We start from the raw sequence: 18,198 nt of genomic DNA on the forward strand, positions 1-18,198 counted from the left end.
TCAAGACGATCTTTCACTCTCATTCACACCTGTGCTGACTGGCAGCAAATTCTATAACGTGGAGCATCATGACGATCACATGCCTCATCTGTAACAGCGAAATGAAGTTCTATTTCGAAAAACCCAAGTATCATGCACCTTCAGCGGAAAAATTCACGCAAAAACTGATGCCAGTACAATATTACCAATGTCCTGAATGCGGTTTTTTTAGTTCAAAAACCCATCAGGAACTTTCCCTTGAGGAATGGGAAAAATTCAATACTGATTTTCACCATTACAATGAAAATGGCGGGCGCGAAACGCTGGGCTTCAATCAGCCTCCTTATGCTGAACAGGCGCTGATGATTGAGTTGTTGGCGCGCAATAATATTATCGACGACAGCCGAATTCTTGATTACGCGGCAGGCTACGGTACGCTTAGCCATCTCATCCAGAAGTATTTCAAGCGCAACACCTTTTGCTACGATAAATATGTCCAGAACCCGGACTTTACCTACATAGACGATCCCGATGAAAAAAGCTGGTCGTTAGTCGTCAACTCCGCCATGTTTGAGCACGTGATAACACGTAACGATCTGGATAACGTCAACCGTTTGGTCGATGATGCTGGCAGTTTGTTTATTCATACCGTCGTTGTTGAGAAAGTACCTGAAGATCCAAACTGGTTTTATATCGACGTCCCGGTGCACACATGTGTGCATACCAATAAAAGTATGAGCATTTTGATGGAACAGTGGGGATATCGATCTTCCGTCTATAGCCCTAAGAGCAAATCGTGGGTTTTCCTGCGACAACCTTACAAGGAAGTGAAGCCCATAATTGAACGCATCAACCAAGAGCTTCAAACGACCTGGCTTTTCGGTAAAGATGGATTTCTCGATTACTGGAAATAGTTTTTGCGTTCTAAAAGGCAGGTAGCATGCATTTGCCACCTGCCTTTTCACTAGAAACGTATTATTTAGTCAACAGGTTCATTATCATCCGTTAAAGGTCTGACTTGTAATAATCAACTCGTGGGGTGGTTCTCCACGACAATATATATGCCATGCTTCCCTAAGCGCTTTTTCTAAATTGACAGCAATTTTATTACCTGAATCATTTTCTCTCGGGATTCTGGCACGCATTCCCTGGCGAATGATTGCAAGCTCAGCAATATTGTCACACCAGGCAACGGCTTTATTGATGTAATCCTGTTCATCAACAGCAATAAACTGTTCAAGTTGATAGCCCCCCATAATATCCACACCCTGTAGGCAAGGGATTGTTGGCCCACTCAGAGTAAGGGTCGGCACTCCCATCCATGCACCATGATGAGTCGTTGTCCCACCGGTATAAGGGAAAGTATCCAGTAAAATATCGATTTCATGATGATAAGCGAGATAGTCATCCAGTTCAACTAAGCCTCTGAAAATCAGTTTATCCTGGGAAACTCCTAGTTTCTGCATGCGCTTTGTCATTGCAGCAATCATATCCGCATCCGTCATAAACCCCATCAGCAGTTTTGATTCAGGATTGGCCAGCATGATTTTCGCCCATACGCCAAGCACATGGTCATTAATCTTTTTAGCCCGGTTGAAACTACCAAAGGTGATATACCCATTACGTAGCGCAGGCAGTTCATTTATTTCCGGGCTTTGAGGATGTGGCTCAAAGTGCTTACGCGTCTCGACAAACATGATCTTTTCAGATAGCTGCTCTCTGAGAACCTGTGACTTAATCAGGGTCGTCGGCAATAAAATATAGTCCATTTGACTGATGCCAGTCGTTCCAGGATAACCTATCCAGGTTAATTGGATTGGAGCTGGGCGCAGCGCAAATGCCGGTAGACGATTATACGCCGTATGCCCGGATAAATCGAAGAGTATATCAATTTCATCTTCGGCAATGACATTGGCCAGTTCTATATCACTGAGGGCATCAACCTGACGCCATAACGTCGCGGTATCACGAAAATGCCGATAAACACTGTCTTCATTCATGAAAAGAGTACTATATGCCACTAGATCAAATTTTTCACGATCCAGTGCGTTCCAGGTCGGCAGTAAAAAATTAGCTACGGGATGTTGGCGTAAATCTCCTGAAACGAACCCTATTTTGAGCTTTCTGTCTGGCTCTTTAGTATTTTTTAATACGGGTTTAAACTCGCACCCTTTCGCCCATTCTTCAACCCGATAACCAAACTCAAGATGTTTTCTCAGCAATTCTTCAGGGGATACCGTAGCATCATGGCTCATGACAAACAGTAAGTTACTGAAGTAACCGAAATTGTAATTACTCAGCTCAACGGCTTTTTCCATAAAATAGCGCGCTTCAGCCATTTTATGGTTATCACTAAGTACAATGCCGGTGAGTCCAAGAGAACTTGCCCCCGGATGCTGAAAACGCATAATTTCTCTGCAGCATTTTTCAGCTAAGGCCATATCACCATAGGCATGATGTAGCGAAGCAAGGCTAAGCCAGTAATCGATATTTTTTTTATTCAAACGTAGCAAAGTACGAATAATCTGTCGCGAGCCATAGAATTCGCGTTTACGCTGCAACACAGTGGCAAGATCATAATAAATATCAAGACTCGAGAAATAATAGCCCATCAGTTTACAAAGCGATTCCAGCGCGTCATCCCAGGCGGAGGTCAGCACGCAAGTTTTTGAAAAGCAGCGAAGGACGTGAATATTGTCTGGATTTTTTTTCATTAATCCACGAGTATACTCGCGAGCCTCTTCAGAACGGCCTTTTTGGATAAGGCTATTTGCGCGCTCGTAGATGTCGTCCACGTCCGGGTCGGCTAATTCGGGTTCGGCATTACCTTTCAGAAATATACCACCCTGTTCTCGATCGACACTCAATAATAACAACAGAGAAAGCTGTGATTTTAGTACGTCGAGCATGCCAGCACGTAGAAATACCTGCAGCTGCTTTTTCCAGGCCTCGGGAGATCCTGTCAACAAGCCTTTTATTTTTAATGAGGAGTAATGTTCCCAACTCGTTTGACTGGCATTACCCATATCATAACGCAGATAATTCCACTCGGCGGGGGTCAATGCAACCCACTCTCCCCAGAGATTCATCATGCTTAAATTTTGTTCAGGACATTCCGAAGGTAGTAAACCTACCAGAGCTAATTCATCGTTTTGTGCTGTGTTGTATGCCCCAGCAGAGCCACTCCAGAAAAGACCTTCTGCACAGGTCATAAACAGCGTCTTTAACGCCTCCCACACCGTCTCGTTGTAATCCTTATCAGTTTCGGGTGCGCGGCAATTGAGCACGAGCTGTTCAAAACTTAAAGACATAGGCCAGGCATTCCCCAGCAGCTCCATAATTCTGATAATAATGGCATTATCACTACGAATAATCTGGCCGTTATTATTTCTAAATGCGTTAGGCGCTTTTGCAGAATCCAGCTCTACCGGCACAAAGCTTCCTGCCCAATGCAGATTTTTGAGCTGTTCAAGATCAGGGTTAACCGGAGGAGAGGTGAGATTTGCGTGACAGAACAACGTAAAGCGTTCGTCTCGTTGAACGGCATAGTCAAGATACTGCTGCGACATGGTTCGGCTTGCGCCATTGCTGACGGCCCCCAGAAGCTGTTCGATTGTCGGATTAAAGTAGTTTCCGAGTTCCAATTGTGGCAGCACTTCCCCCAGGTAGTGCAGCCCAATTTGTTCAGCCTGTACGTTAAAATGTCCGAGGGTACACGCCCCGTCAGAAGGGCTTAAGTAGGCCAGAATCAGTGTATTATCGTCCATTTCTTCAGCGAGAAGGGCTTCATTTTTCAGCGCCCCCTCTTCCAGCGTGAGCAACATAAAGCTCAGCATGGCGCGGGCTGACGCCAGCAGATCGCTGCCCTCTTCTGCGCGATCAAGATGGAGACGCAACGCTTCACCCAACGTTATGCGCGGTATGCTACCAGGCAGTACCGACCACTTAATGGCGATAACGCCGTTGGCAGATAAATGCGCCTGACACCATGTCAGCAACGCTTCCCGTTCGCTTTTTCCAAGAAAAGCAAAGGTCTGATGAATAATGATGTAATCTAACTCGCCAGGATCCGCGGCGAGCAAATCCCCTAATCCTGCAGCAAACAGTTCAACGTTATGACATCCCAGTTCGGCAGCAAACTTCTGCCCCTTCACGATCGCCTCTTCATCAATATCGATACCCAGAGCGATACTCTCGGGATACGCCCACGCATGCATAATCAGACGCGTCGCTGAACCACAGCCAATCTCCATTACACGGGCAAAGGCAGGCAGTGGCGTGGTCAGGTGATTAAGCACCGCAGCGGCATGAATGGTCACGGGGCTGATCCGATAATAGGGATACTGTGTCGTCACGTTTTTTCCAGATTCTCTTCTTACGGTCACAGGGCAAATGTTTCAGCGTTGATACGTGCGAATAAGCGACGATTTATATTCCTGGTATGGGCCTGCTGTGTTCCTTGCCACCCAACAGAACGCCTCATCACCCGCCTGGCTATCGAGTATTCCGCTACGCTCGACACGCGCGATCGCCAGACGGTCTTCTGGTGAAAGCGTGTCCAGACATGAAAAGAGTGCGACTTGCTCCAGACCAGGCGCATGATTGCCCCTGGCGAGGTTGGTATGGATGAACGGCACAACGCGGTCGAAATACCGTTGCGCTACGCCCCCGGGTTTTGCGTAAATAAAACCGGCAAAAACCTCTTCCCAGAAAGGTGAGGATTCGGTTTGCAGGAGCAACAGCGCCGTTTCTGGCTCACACCACGGCTTACGCACCAGCACATTAGGGTTAATGGCAATAATGGGAGTGTTAAAAACCTGGAGTGCGTGGTGCAGGAAAACGATGCGACGTGCAGCACGGACTACTGACATGCCTTCATTACGGGTTATTTGTTCATGGCTGGCAGAGAGGTTGAGCTCAGGTAGCTGTTCGCTAAGGGTCATCAGGCTATGTTTAACATCATCATTGCCGTTAATTAGATGCACGTGCACATCAAGGACGTCGCGATTGATCTCATAGAGTGAATAGAGCATCGGCACAGCGTGCTCGAAATAATCCTCGTTGTCGCACGTTACAAGCACCGTTGTTTTGGCAGCTGTGCTTTTTGCTATCCAATAATCATAGGATTGATTTTCCACCGTATGCTCGCTCACGTTAAGCGATCTAAAATCGATGTACGAATCGGGTATGCCCCCCAGCCTGTAGATGCCACAAGTTATCATCAACAGGGCTATAGGGTCTTCGCCGATTAATGCAGCGTCTGCCGTCAGAGCCTGGATAACAACCATCGCCTGGTTGAAATCATTTTCCATTAAACAGATTAACAGCAGGATTTTCAGCACAGGTGCCGAATTGCTGACCAGCGAAAGGTTGTTGTTAATTAAAAATAACGCTGAGCTGATTTCATTGACGCGGAACAGAAGCTGAATGGCGGCGACAAGATAGTGAATGTTGTCATCGGCTTTTAACGCCGACACAACATATTCTGTCAGTTGGGTATTCATCTCTGCAGAAAGAGTCTGTTTTTCGCCAATAATGGACTCATCCAGTGCGGTGTTTGCCAGCACGATAGCACATAGCATGTCTTTTAATGCCGCATCTTTTTCAGCATCCAGCCCCGTTTCAACCGCACGTATCATGGGTTCGAGGGTGGTAATATTGGCGCTCTTAAAGCTGAAGATTTCCGCCACGATGTTAGCGGGCATAACATCTGCTTCGGGGAGATCAATGAATCGGGTAAAGACATTCCGATAAAACTGACGCATGGCCCGGCTACGTGCGAATTCACTCATCTTATAACTCATCGATAAACCGTCGTCAGACGACCGGAAAAGGACATTTTAGGCAGAATAGCACTGCGTTACGGCGGGTGATGGCAGGAAAACGCTGCTAAATGCAGCCTTATTTTGAAGATTAAAGGTGGGTTTATTTCAGGATAAAAAGTGAAAAAAAAGGCTGCTGTTTCCAGCAACCTTTTTTAAATATTTGGCGTCTATTAACGCAGCAGGGACAGCATAGCCTGCGGAACCTGGTTTGCCTGAGACAGCACAGAAGTACCAGCCTGCTGCAGGATCTGCGCGCGAGACATGTTAGAAACTTCAGTTGCGTAGTCAGCGTCCTGGATACGGGACTGAGCAGCAGACAGGTTAGTGATAGAGTTGTTCAGGTTGTTGATGGTAGATTCGAAACGGTTCTGAATCGCACCCATGTTTGAACGCGCGGTATCAATTTTGGAGATAGCGTTGTCTGCAGCAGTGATGAACGCTTTTGCAGTGCTGTTATCAGTGATAGTACCGGTCAGTCCAGAGTCGAGGCTGGTTGCTTTTGCGTTGATCAGTGCGCCAGTGGTGATAGCGATGCTATCAGTTGCGCCAGTACCTGCGCCAACCTGGATGTTCAGGGAAGCTGTCTGGCTACCGTCCAGCAGTTTTTTGCCGTTGAAGTTAGCAGCGCCAGCGATACGATCGATTTCACCCAGGCGCTGAGTGATTTCAGTGCTGATTGAGGTGTAGTCAGTAGTACCGTTAGTGTCGTTCGCAGCCTGAACAGCCAGCTCACGGATACGCTGTAAGTTGGAGTTGATCTCGTTCAGGTTACCTTCAGCGGTCTGAACCAGAGAGATACCGTCGTTAGCGTTACGTGCAGCCTGAGTCATCCCTTTGATCTGAGAGTTCATACGGTTTGCAATTGCCTGACCAGCAGCGTCATCTTTAGAGCTGTTGATACGCAGACCGGAAGACAGACGCTCGATAGCGGTGCCCAGAGAAGACTGAGATTTGTTCAGGTTGTTCTGAGTGGTCAGGGACAACAGGTTAGTATTGATAACTGCCATAATTTTAATTCCTTCAAAAATGGTTTCTAGGGTCGGTGCCTAACACTCACGGCGTCTCTCACCGTCAACAAGGTTATCGACGCCCTTGCAGCAGACTTTAGAAAATATCGAAGAAAAAAATTAACACTTTGTTTTATATATATTTATTTAGCGAAATGGCACAAAGAATACCCAAGAGTTGTAAAATTATAAGGCCAATTACTTCTTTTTTACCCTCCTCAATAACGTCATGTCAGACGTTAAAAGCGAGAAAATGAACGCTTATTACGCGATTATTTTTTAAAACTCGCCGTAAACTTTTTGCAAGATGGGCCGATAAACGACTGAAACATCCATTGAAAAGGAACATTACATGGCGACTATCAGTAATCTCGGGGTGGGCGTGCCCGGCCTGTCGGATCTGTACGATAAGCTGCAGGCAGCAGAAGAGACTAAATTAACAGCGATTGCCAAACAAAAGACCACTTACGACGCGCAAATCACCGGTTACGGAAAATTACAAAGCGCCCTGACTACCCTGCAAACCGCAGCAGCAAAGCTGGCAAAGACGGATACCTGGAACTCTACGTCCGTTTCAAGCACCAACACAGCATTCTCCGCTATCAGTACCTCCAGCGCTAACGTTGGCGACGTTACTATTAATGTCAGTAAGATCGCGAAAGGCCAGGTTCTGACGACAGCTCCCGGCACCATTGACAGCAATACAAAGCAGTTAGGCGGGACAACGGGCTCCAATAGCCGAACCATTACCATCACCCAGGCAGGAGCCGACAGCAAACCGCTGACGGTAACGCTCGCCGATGGCGATACTTCACTGAACGGAATAGCGAAAGCTATCAATGCGGCCAACGGCAACGTATCAGCAAGCGTGGTGAAAGCCGATAACGGCGACTACCGTCTGATGCTGACCTCAAAAACCACGGGTACCGATTCCGATATGACGGTGACGGTGGCGGGAGACGATACGCTAAACGCGGTTATCGGAAGCGCCGCGCTAAATGTGCAGGTTAAGTCGCAAAATGCCGTCATTAACGTGAACGGTATTCAAATAGTTCGCCAGAGCAATACCATCACTGACGCGCTGCCTGGCGTAACATTAACCCTGAAAGCCCCGAGCACAGCAGATGAAACGCTGACGATAGCCCGCTCAACCGACGATAACAAAAAAGCCATTACGGAATGGGTCAATGCCTATAACTCTCTGCAGTCTACCATTGCTGCGCTGACCAAATACGAGCCGCCAGCAGTGGGTGCAACCGCCCAGTCCTCGAACAACGGCGTGTTAATGGGTGACAGTACTATCCGTGGAGTACAATCCGATCTTCGTGCTTTATTGACCAATGTACAGAGTGGCTCCTATGCCATTATGGCTCAACTTGGCATCACCCAGGACCCGGTCAAAGGCGCAGACGGCGCGATTGGCAACCTAAAAATTGATGATAAAAAATTAACCAAGATTCTCACCGACGATCCGGCTGGCGTTCAGGCCTATTTTGTGGGTGACGGAAAAAAAACCGGTTTCGCCACACAGATGAATAACACCTTGACCGATATGCTGAGCACCTCTATCGGTAAAGAAGGTGTGATTCAGAATGCGAAGGACGGTATTAACGCCACGCTCAAATCCATCGGCAAACGTTACGACGCGATGGAGTTGACCATTGAAGCCACGATGGCGCGTTATAAAAAGCAATTTAACGATTTGGATAAGCTGGTCACTAAATTCAATGGTACGGCCACTTATTTGACCCAACAGTTCAGCAGTAAGTAAGAAAGGAACCGATATGTATAGCAAATCTGGTGTACAAGCCTATCAGCAGGTAGGTCTTGAATCTGCTGTCTTGAGTGCCAGCCCGCACCAGTTGGTTGTCATGTTGTTCGACGGTATCCATAGCGCGCTTATTAGGGCGCGCCTTTTCCTTGAGCAAGGGGACATCCCGGCAAAAGGAGAGGCCCTGTCTAAGGCCATTAATATTATCGAAAATGGCCTTAAGGCTGGTTTAAATATGGATGTGGGAGGAGAACTCCCCCGCAATCTTTCTGCACTTTACGACTATATGGTACGCCGTTTGTTACATGCCAACCTGCGCAATGACATCGAGGCCATTACCGAAGTCGAGGCTCTGCTGCTCAATATTTCCGACGCCTGGAAGCAAATCGGCCCGGGTTATTCTCCCAAGCAGGATTAACTGTAATGAACGACTTCAGCTTATCCCTAAAAAAGTGGCATGCCCTTAATGCGCTTAGCAATACCATGCTAGGCCTTGCTCAATCCGGGAAATGGGATGAGCTAATTGACCAGGAGGTGGCATACGTTTCGCTGGTAGAAGAGATCAGCACGACGCCTTTTCCGCCCAACAGTAAGTCTGTTCAGGACCAGGCAATGGTGATACTGAATCAGGTGCTTCAGAATGAAATCATTCTTAAAGAGTTGCTACAGGAAAGGATGAGTGAGCTGAGCGGCCTTATTGCGCAAACCAACAAGCAAAAAAACGTAAACGTCACCTACGGTAGGCTTTCTGGCAACATTTTATTTCCCGGAGAGATGAATCAATAATACACATTAGCGATTCATCAACCATACTCCAGAAGTCTGCCAATGGCTTCTGGAGCAAGGATGATGAAAAACCCCACCCTGTTACAATGTTTTCACTGGTACTACCCTGCTGGCGGTGAATTGTGGCGAGAGGTCACGGCGTTAGCCCCCAATCTTAACGAAATCAGCATTAACATGATCTGGCTCCCGCCCGCCTATAAAGGCGCGTCAGGCGGGTATTCTGTCGGCTATGACTCCTATGACCTGTTCGATCTGGGCGAGTTTGACCAGAAAGGCAGTATCGCCACGAAATACGGTGACAAAGCGCAGCTGCTGGAAGCCATCGACGCCCTCAAGCGCAACGACATTGCCGTGCTGCTGGACGTGGTGGTGAACCACAAAATGGGGGCAGATGAGAAAGAGCTTGTCCGCGTTCAGCGCGTGAACGAGCAGGATCGCACGCAAATCGATGACGAGGTCATCGAGTGTGAAGCCTGGACCCGCTATACCTTCCCTGCCCGCGCCGGGCAATATTCTCAGTTTATCTGGGACTACAAATGCTTCAGCGGCGTCGACCACATTGAAAACCCCGATGAAGACGGCATTTTTAAAATCGTCAACGACTACACCGGCGAAGGCTGGAACGATCAGGTTGATGATGAGATGGGTAACTTCGATTATCTGATGGGCGAAAATATCGACTTTCGCAATCACGCCGTCACCGAGGAGATCAAATACTGGGCCCGCTGGGTCATGGAACAGACGCGCTGCGACGGTTTTCGTCTGGACGCCGTCAAGCATATTCCCGCCTGGTTTTACAAAGAGTGGATTGAGCACGTCCAGGAGGTCGCCGACCAGCCGCTTTTTATCGTGGCGGAATACTGGTCCCATGAGGTGGATAAACTTCAGGCCTATATCGACCAGGTCGAAGGCAAAACCATGCTGTTTGATGCCCCCCTGCAGATGAAATTCCACGAGGCGTCACGTCAGGGCCGGGATTACGACATGAGCCAAATCTTTACCGGCACGCTGGTGGAAGCCGATCCGTTTCATGCGGTCACCCTCGTCGCAAACCATGACACCCAGCCTTTGCAGGCGCTGGAAGCCCCGGTCGAAGCCTGGTTTAAACCGCTGGCGTATGCGCTGATCCTGCTGCGGGAAAATGGCGTGCCGAGCGTCTTTTATCCGGACCTCTTTGGCGCCAGCTATGACGATACGGGTGGAGACGGTGAAACGTACCATATTGATATGCCTGTGATTGAGCAGCTCCACGAGCTGATCCTCGCGCGCCAGCGTTTTGCCCACGGCGTGCAGACGCTCTTTTTTGACCATCCTAACTGCATCGCCTTCAGCCGCAGCGGCACGGAAGACGATCCTGGCTGCGTGGTGGTGATGTCAAACGGGGACGACGGCGAGAAGGTAATTTGCCTGGGGGAAAACTACGGCAACAAAACGTGGCGGGATTTTCTCGGCAATCGCGAAGAAACGGTCACCACGGCGGCGGATGGCGAAGGGACTTTTACCTGCAAAGGCGGAAGCGTGAGCGTGTGGGTAATTGAGGATGCGCTGTAGAAACCATGCCGGGTGGCGGCTTCGCCTTACCCGGCCTACGGGAAGGCACTTTTGTAGGCCGGGTAAGCGTCAGCGCCACCCGGCAACAAACGGCTAAGGTAGTTTACTCTCCAGCGGATGCTTGCTCAGGTAATCGGCACACTCAACCGTTGGGCGATCGACCTTCTGCAGCTCCAGCCCGTCGTACTCAAGCGTCGAGCCATCGCGCTCCAGCGGATAGATATCCAGCTTGCGCGTCACGTTGTAATAACTGTCTGAACGCAGCATGATTTTACCCGGCACGGCAATCACGCGCTGCCACTGACGGCAGTCCAGCGTATCGCCCTCTTCCGTCACCACCAGCGTGGCAATCGCTTCAGGGCTGACCATTTTGCTCTGCGGCCCCTTTGACTGCCAGTATCCCGCCAGATGCGCCGGGACAGGATGCTTGATCACCTCTTTATAATTATCGACTTGAACGCACCCGGTCAGTGCCAGCAGCGCGCCAGCAATTGCTATTTTTTTCATCATCTTTCCTGCATTCGAAGAAAAAAATATTGTGGCATTAAAGCGCTGCGGCTGCCAGCGAAGATCGACAGGTCTGAAACTATAACTATCAAGCATTCTTCTAATGCCCCGTTCTACAACGTGCAGACAAAAACGCGGTTGTACGGGATTTTTGCAAGAGGTCTGATAGATAATTAATAGAGGCTTGAGACGAAGGTGTTTATCGGCTCCGGCAACAGATCCTGCGGGTGATCGCCACCGAAGGTAGCCCACTTGCTTTTGCCATTGATAATGGTTGATGCAACCCGATTATTGGATTCAGCATTATAAACTGTGATTTTTACTTCAATCTTGTCAGGTATTCCAGACCACTCAGTTGCGCGATCTTCCCAATGCAGTATCTGCGGTACCACATAATACCCGCGATTGATTGAATGGTTAGTTTTAAGACATGCAACATCATCGCAGTCAGCAAAAACAATAACATTATCGGAATGCCGTAAAAATGCTGCTTTTGCTGCATCTGCCGTTGCTTTGCCAGAACCTGAATAGGTGTGTGTCTCATAAACGCCATCAGTTGGCTGGGATATCACAACCGGGACATCTTTTATCAGGTCCTCTGTACGCTCCTGAATATTATTTGTGCTGTATTTGGCAGAACAACCTGCCAGGAAAATTGCAGAAAAAACCAGAAATACTCTGTTCACTTTTCTATCCCTGTAAAATAAAGAAGTTACATTTTATCAGGGCAGTCCTGTTAAAACCTATGTCTGCATCATGAAGACGCAACATTTCGCGTGATATGAATCAGAGAGTTCGGTTCTGGAAGGCGGAAAATGAACAGGTAAAGCACCTTTCCAGAACCAAAACGTAAGCGGATTTGTCCCGCTCATGCCCCGCATCGGGGGTAAGGTTGTTAATCAACTATTAATAGCATCAGGTTAGAAAACCTAGACCTGCATCCCCATCATATGAACCCATAATTTTTAAAATCGACAAAGACCGTCCAAGAGCGCACTACATAACAGATGGTTAGGCCAGTCGAAAACATCAGTCGTCTAAGTTCGACTTAGAGCGAGTGCTGTTTCATGCCCCATATATGCCCCATCACATCACCGGGCAGTCGTCGAACTCGCCAGAGCGAGCATCGTTGATGCTGTAGGTGATCACACCAAACACCGGCCGTGAAGTATCCGATACCTCATCCTTCGAGGGTAATGGCTCCCTCCTTCCATTTTCAGGGTTTTCCAGACAAGGATGCGGCAGCGTTCTGTAGCGCATGATCCTGAACTCACCATCAACAGCACAGACAAGCAGAGAACCATCCTTCGGCGTCAGCGACGAGTCGACGATAAGCATAGCGCCCTTCATGATCCCAGCTCTCAGGTATGTTGCACCAGCTATCATCATGTATGTGGCCGATGGATGAGCGATAAGACGCTTGTCAAGTGATATGCGTTCTTCAACATAGTCCGCTGCAGGACTCGGGAATCCCATGATGCACCTCACATAAACACTGTATGCATATGGGTCTTCCCTTGTTGTGGTGGCTGAAGGCATGATAATGGTGTATTTAATCGCCAGAGGTCACCGCCATGGACGAAAAGTCCCTCTACGCTCATATTCTCAACCTGTCCGATCCGTGGCAGGTAAAGTCCCTTTCTCTCGATGAAAATGCCGGTTCTGTTACTGTCACTATTGAGATCGCTGAAAACACCCGGCTAGCCTGTCCGACCTGCGGTAAATCCTGTTCTGTTCACGATCACCGTCATCGTAAATGGCGCCATCTTGATACCTGCCAGTTCACCACTATTGTTGAAGCCGATGTTCCACGAATTATGTGTCCGGAGCATGGCTGCCTGACGTTGCCTGTTCCGTGGGCTGGCCCCGGAAGTCGGTATACGTTGCTATTCGAATCGTTCGTTCTCTCATGGCTGAAAATCAGCACCGTTGATGCTGTCAGGAAGCAACTTAAGCTCAGTTGGAATGCGGTTGACGGCATTATGACCCGGGCAGTTAAGCGAGGTCTTGCCCGGATAAAAAAGCCATTATCCGCCCGTCATATGAATGTGGATGAGGTCGCCTTTAAAAAAGGACATCGTTACATAACGGTGATCTCCGATCGCGATGGTCGGGCGCTGGCCTTAACGGATGATCGCGGCACAGAGAGTCTTGCCGGCTATCTTCGCACGCTCACTGATGGGCAGTTGCTGGCTATCAAAACGCTCTCAATGGACATGAACGCGGGCTATATAAGAGCAGCGCGTATCCACTTACCCAGTGCGGTTGAGAAAATCGCCTTTGACCGCTTCCATGTGGCGAAGCAACTGGGCGAGGTAGTTGATAAAACCCGTCAGAATGAACATCCGCACCTCCCTGTTGAAAGCCGACACCAGGCAAAAGGAACCCGCTTCCTGTGGCAGTACAGCGATAAGTGGATGACCGAATCCCGGCAGGAAAAGCTGATGTGGCTGCGTGCACAGATGAAGCTGACGAGCCAGTGCTGGGCGCTGAAAGAGCTGGCAAAGGATATCTGGAACAGGCCATGGAGCGAGGAAAGACGGAGTGACTGGCAGAGATGGTTGGCGCTGGCGGCTAACAGTGACGTTCCCATGATGAAAAATGCCGCGAAAACGATAGGAAAAAGGCTGTACGGGATCCTGAATGCGATGCGACACAGTGTCTCAAACGGAAATGCGGAGGCACTTAACAGCAAGATCAGGCTGCTGAGGATAAAAGCCAGGGGATACCGAAACCGGGAGCGCTTTAAACTGGGGGTGATGTTCCACTACGGAAAGCTGAATATGGCGTTCTGAGCCTTCCCACCATGATCGGGGAAGACCCATGCATATACAGTATATCAATTCTTGAAATGCATCAAGTTTTAATGGCAAAAGTACCATTAAGCTTATGCAGGCTGTCGCGTTCATGCTAAGATGAGAATAATCTTATATTTTTTACGTTATGCTTGGTTTAGACGAATGTTTAATAAACTTTTTGTACTTACGTTATTGAGAATAGGAGCCGTCGTGGTTTTTGTGTCGGCATTTAGGCAGCCTGGATTTTCTATGACAGGAGTTATTTTAGATATTGTATATCTAGGTATCTGGCTTCAGGCTGAGTATGAATATATGCCTGATACAAAAAAAACAATTAATATGATTGTTAGCAAAATTTCACGGAAGGATCATTAATGTTCTTTAATAACATCCAAGCAATGCGAGGCATAGCATCTCTTATTGTTTTTATAGTTCATCTTTTAAGCACAAAACCAGGAATGGCTCCGGGTTGGCTTGAGAAAGGAGTTTATGTTTTTGGTCCCGGTGGCGTAGACATATTCTTTGTCATATCAGGTTTCGTTGTCACGCTTGCTGCTGCAAAATCCGCAGGTTCAGCTAACACTAAAAGCTCATCTTTAACTTTTATGCTTAAGAGGATATTTAGAATCTACCCAGCTTACTGGATAGTATTTGCCTTTGCATCTTTACTCCTTCCGTATGTATGGCTAGCGCCTGACTGGCTGCCAAAAGCATCAGAACTCTCTCTGCTTACGCTCACATATACATATAATTATAAAGTGATGGTGGCGTGGACGCTGGTATATGAGATGTTTTTCTATGTAGTTCTCGCCATATTGGTATTGTCAGGGAAAAAGTTTTGGCATTGTTTGTTTATCTGGATCTTTATTGAGATTGTATTGATAGCTGTTTCAAATACTTATAATAAAAATTTGGCTGGATATGTCCCGCTTAGCCCACAAATTTTGCAGTTCTGCTCTGGTTGCGTCGTTGCTTTTATCTGCACAAAATTTGAAACAAGATTTGGTAAAGAAATTCTTATTGCCGGTGGAATTCTTTTTGCTGTTATGTGCTGTGTAAACATAAATCTTGCAAACTGGGATCCATGGAACAGAACGCTTACCCTTACCTTGCCTTCAGCCATGATGATTTATGGTGCAGTAGTTTCTGAGAGGGAAAAAAGATTTAACTTTGGCAAACCACTTCTTTTCCTTGGTAATATTTCCTTCTCCTTATATCTATGGCATCAACTTACGTTCCAGACTATGCTAGCATGGTTCGAGCACTCAGGGCTTTTACAGCAACTACCTCACGCATTAAGTCTTGCGATTTGGGCATTATGCGGAATAGCTGTTGGTTACACGAGCTATGTTTTAATTGAAAAGCCTTCAATTAAATTCATCAATGGAATTTTAAAACCTAAAACTATACAGCTGCCTGTTGATGAAAAGGTTGCGTAATAGAAAAGGCCGCTGTAGCGGCCTTTTTCATATCATTGCTTGATAACCCAAGTCAAACCAGACACGCCAACGAAGTTTGTTGATGTTGTTGCGCCATATACCTTTATTTCTCCTGTGGGGAGTACCTGTAAGCTCACTCCAGTCGTATCAGAGTAAACAGGGAACTGCATCTCAAACGGCGGCGCCATGTTTTTTGGTATCTGCGCTATCTGGGTTCCTGCAGCAACGCTGCCGGTTGACTTGAATATAATCCCCGACAGGCTTACAGAGCCAGACTTTGAAACATCCATGCGGACAGGTCGGTCAGTAGTATTAATTAGCCAGTTGTTTACGCTGACAATTGGCGACATTCCGCTTGAATTCTTTCCTCTGTTTACTACAAAAAAACCCATGATTGCGCGGGCGATTTTCCTCGCGATCAGCATGGTTGCCATGCTTGTCGGATGAATGTTGTCATGGACTACGCCGTCGCCTTTACCAACCATATTTACCGCAAGCGATGGATTTACATAGTAAGCGGTTAATGGCCCCTCGCAATCTGTGAGCTCTACAAGCTTCACGCCTTTCTCTGCTGCCACACGCGAAACGACAGATCGATACCTTGCTGCGAACTGATAGTTCCCTGTGTTTTGCCCTACACCTGCGCCTGCTAGAGCCTGCGGATACCACAATCCAAACTTAACAAGTATGACTGGCTTGCCAGCGGATTGGCAGATGTTGACCATTGCAGCAAGGTTTGACTTATATTGGTCTATATCAATCATCCCTTGAGCGTCGTTGGTGCCAACAGCAATGACAACAATATTGGCGTCTGCAACCCCATCAGTTTGCATGATCGACAACTGGCCGGCAGATGTGTCGCCAGGTACAGCTTTGTTTATAATGCTCCATGCTCTCACCCCTTCCGCAAATTCAAGCTCTCTTTTAAGGTAGTGAGGCCAACAATCAACTCGGTTGGCGGATATTGAGTCACCAAAGACTTTTATGGCCATAAACGAGTTTCTGCTATAGCTATTATTTTTTATTTTTACAGGGTTAATGAATCTGACAGCTGGGTTTGATGTCCAGGAATTGAAATAACCTCCAAAACCAGCGTCAATGATATATCCATTGGTTGTTATAGTTGTAACAACGAAGCCATTAAGCATGACATCAAAGCTAGAGAAGCTATTGATGCGAATTTTCCACTCACAATTTACCGGGCTATAGGATGCGTGGTCTGTCAGCATTGGGAAAGGCACAGCAGATGAGGTTCCTGTCAATCCCTGCCTTTTTTCGAATGCAAATATTGTGGCTCCAGACTGTGCAGAAGATGCGTACACGCCAGAGTAACCTCCGGTATGTCTCACAATTGCACATAATTGCGGTGTGTTTGTTATATACATCGTGGTGCTGATTTCGTCGCCCGGGGAAATACTGATAGCACCAATATGAAAACCATCATCTCCAGAGCCAACCGCAAGCTGTCCATAGTCCGCAGCGCTCGCAATATAAGAGTCAGATGTCCATACGTCACCGGTGGGCCAAGCTACCTTAACTGGGGTGGTGTCTGTCAGTACGTTGATATTGGTAACAGATGAAACGTCAAAGCTTGGTTCTTCTAAGAACGTAGTCTTTGATACGTAGGGCTCATTGTTTCCCGGAGAAACCGTATATTCAGTTTTAAGGCTGCGGAAGATGAACTGTGTTGCTCTTGAAAACTTTATGTTTAATGCTGAAGCCTTTCCTGCCAACCAGTCGTTTGGCACGGATAACTTCACGCCTCTGTCCACATCGAATGTCACGCCCTGCAATGCATCAGGATCAAAGGTTGAAAAGTAGTAAACATTTGCCGTACCTGGGATGAAGGGCAGACGCACAACAGGGTTTACAGTGGCTACAAGCCCTAACAATGCAGATGAGCAATCAGTGACGCCATCAGGCTCAGCACCGGAAGACGAGCCATCATTGATCGCAATGATTTCTCGCATTTTTTGGTGAACCGTTGTCGCTTTTGAGCCTGTGAATGGTTGCTTAACTGTTACTAAGTTGTCACCCATTCCATCTGCAGCGCTGGCTAATTGTTGCTTCAGTGCAGCATACCCAACGCTCAGCCAGGCACCAGGACCAATACCGCCCGTTGATTCTGGAGTGGATGATGCCGGTACATTCTTTGGAAGCAGGCCATCCCATCGGTAATATTCACCAGTAGCCTCCAGGCGCAGAACTTGGTTAGGAAGAGTAAGCGTGTTGCCATCTTCGAAGCTGTCGATCGTGATATAACCGAATCCCGCTATCGCTTGCTGCGCAAGCCAGCGAAGTCCCTCTATGGTGTAATGCTGTACACCGAATCTGTCGGTATAAGTCCAACCCATAGAGGTGACAAACTCGTCAATTTTCGCGCCACCGAATACATGATCACGAATATCAGAGCTTGGTACAGGGTTTTGCGTCGGCGTTGGAACCGGGATGTTTGCGTATGAATCGGCCATTTTTCTCTCTTTTAGACGTGAAGACGCCTCGGGATATACCCGAAGCCGGTTGTTAATATGCTGG

General features: G+C 47.8%; 14 protein-coding genes. 7 read left to right on the plus strand and 7 right to left on the minus strand.

Going from position 1 to position 18,198, the window contains the following annotated elements; genetic code table 11:
* Nucleotides 1–68: 68 nt before the first annotated feature.
* The gene (locus tag PI91_RS16755) at nt 69–893 is read left to right on the plus strand and encodes a methyltransferase domain-containing protein (RefSeq protein WP_023325560.1); all 825 of its coding nucleotides are present in this window, start codon (nt 69–71) and stop codon (nt 891–893) included.
* Between the two features lie 84 nt (nt 894–977).
* On the opposite strand, the gene PI91_RS16760 is transcribed toward PI91_RS16755, so the two are convergent.
* From PI91_RS16760 to PI91_RS16770, 3 genes are all read right to left on the minus strand, one after another.
* Nucleotides 978–4,334 carry a bifunctional class I SAM-dependent methyltransferase/glycosyltransferase gene (locus PI91_RS16760; RefSeq protein WP_039266631.1) on the minus strand — a complete coding sequence of 1,119 codons (3,357 nt, stop codon included), beginning with the start codon at nt 4,332–4,334 and terminating at the stop codon, nt 978–980.
* Between the two features lie 42 nt (nt 4,335–4,376).
* Nucleotides 4,377–5,771: a hypothetical protein gene (locus PI91_RS16765; protein ID WP_023325562.1), complete on the minus strand. Its 1,395-nt coding sequence runs from the start codon at nt 5,769–5,771 to the stop codon at nt 4,377–4,379.
* A gap of 203 nt (nt 5,772–5,974) precedes the next feature.
* Nucleotides 5,975–6,811 carry a flagellin gene (locus PI91_RS16770; RefSeq protein WP_023618406.1) on the minus strand — a complete coding sequence of 279 codons (837 nt, stop codon included), beginning with the start codon at nt 6,809–6,811 and terminating at the stop codon, nt 5,975–5,977.
* A gap of 352 nt (nt 6,812–7,163) precedes the next feature.
* Between PI91_RS16770 and fliD the strand changes: the two genes are divergently transcribed.
* From fliD to amyA, 4 genes are all read left to right on the plus strand, one after another.
* Nucleotides 7,164–8,582 carry a flagellar filament capping protein FliD gene (gene fliD, locus PI91_RS16775; protein ID WP_023325564.1) on the plus strand — a complete coding sequence of 473 codons (1,419 nt, stop codon included), beginning with the start codon at nt 7,164–7,166 and terminating at the stop codon, nt 8,580–8,582.
* A 13-nt stretch (nt 8,583–8,595) separates the two neighbouring features.
* Nucleotides 8,596–9,000 carry a flagellar export chaperone FliS gene (gene fliS, locus PI91_RS16780; protein WP_023325565.1) on the plus strand — a complete coding sequence of 135 codons (405 nt, stop codon included), beginning with the start codon at nt 8,596–8,598 and terminating at the stop codon, nt 8,998–9,000.
* 5 nt (nt 9,001–9,005) lie between these two features.
* Nucleotides 9,006–9,368, plus strand: coding sequence for a flagella biosynthesis regulatory protein FliT (fliT, locus tag PI91_RS16785; protein ID WP_023325566.1), 363 nt, complete (start codon nt 9,006–9,008; stop codon nt 9,366–9,368).
* A gap of 63 nt (nt 9,369–9,431) precedes the next feature.
* Entirely contained in the window at nt 9,432–10,919 is a 1,488-nt protein-coding gene (amyA, locus tag PI91_RS16790) for an alpha-amylase (protein WP_039266938.1), read from the plus strand.
* A 93-nt stretch (nt 10,920–11,012) separates the two neighbouring features.
* Here amyA and yedD read toward each other — a convergent pair whose 3' ends face one another.
* The 3 genes from yedD to PI91_RS16805 form a co-directional block, all read right to left on the minus strand.
* Nucleotides 11,013–11,426: a lipoprotein YedD gene (gene yedD / locus PI91_RS16795; RefSeq protein WP_023293875.1), complete on the minus strand. Its 414-nt coding sequence runs from the start codon at nt 11,424–11,426 to the stop codon at nt 11,013–11,015.
* 173 nt (nt 11,427–11,599) lie between these two features.
* Nucleotides 11,600–12,112: a DUF4823 domain-containing protein gene (locus PI91_RS24870; RefSeq protein ID WP_071580366.1), complete on the minus strand. Its 513-nt coding sequence runs from the start codon at nt 12,110–12,112 to the stop codon at nt 11,600–11,602.
* 400 nt (nt 12,113–12,512) lie between these two features.
* Entirely contained in the window at nt 12,513–12,902 is a 390-nt protein-coding gene (locus PI91_RS16805; protein WP_039266633.1) for a S24 family peptidase, read from the minus strand.
* 98 nt (nt 12,903–13,000) lie between these two features.
* On the opposite strand from PI91_RS16805, the gene PI91_RS16810 reads away from it, so the two are divergent.
* Together PI91_RS16810 and PI91_RS16815 are read left to right on the plus strand one after the other, a co-directional pair.
* Nucleotides 13,001–14,221, plus strand: a complete 1,221-nt coding sequence (locus PI91_RS16810) for an ISL3-like element ISKox3 family transposase (RefSeq protein WP_000343760.1) — start codon at nt 13,001–13,003, stop codon at nt 14,219–14,221.
* 377 nt (nt 14,222–14,598) lie between these two features.
* Nucleotides 14,599–15,663, plus strand: coding sequence for an acyltransferase (locus PI91_RS16815; RefSeq protein WP_052232737.1), 1,065 nt, complete (start codon nt 14,599–14,601; stop codon nt 15,661–15,663).
* Between the two features lie 32 nt (nt 15,664–15,695).
* On the opposite strand, the gene PI91_RS16820 is transcribed toward PI91_RS16815, so the two are convergent.
* Nucleotides 15,696–18,134, minus strand: coding sequence for a GDSL-type esterase/lipase family protein (locus PI91_RS16820; protein ID WP_039266634.1), 2,439 nt, complete (start codon nt 18,132–18,134; stop codon nt 15,696–15,698).
* Nucleotides 18,135–18,198: the final 64 nt, after the last annotated feature.

Origin of the sequence: Enterobacter sp. FB (genome assembly GCF_000805795.1) — a bacterium.
GTDB lineage: Bacteria > Pseudomonadota > Gammaproteobacteria > Enterobacterales > Enterobacteriaceae > Enterobacter > Enterobacter roggenkampii.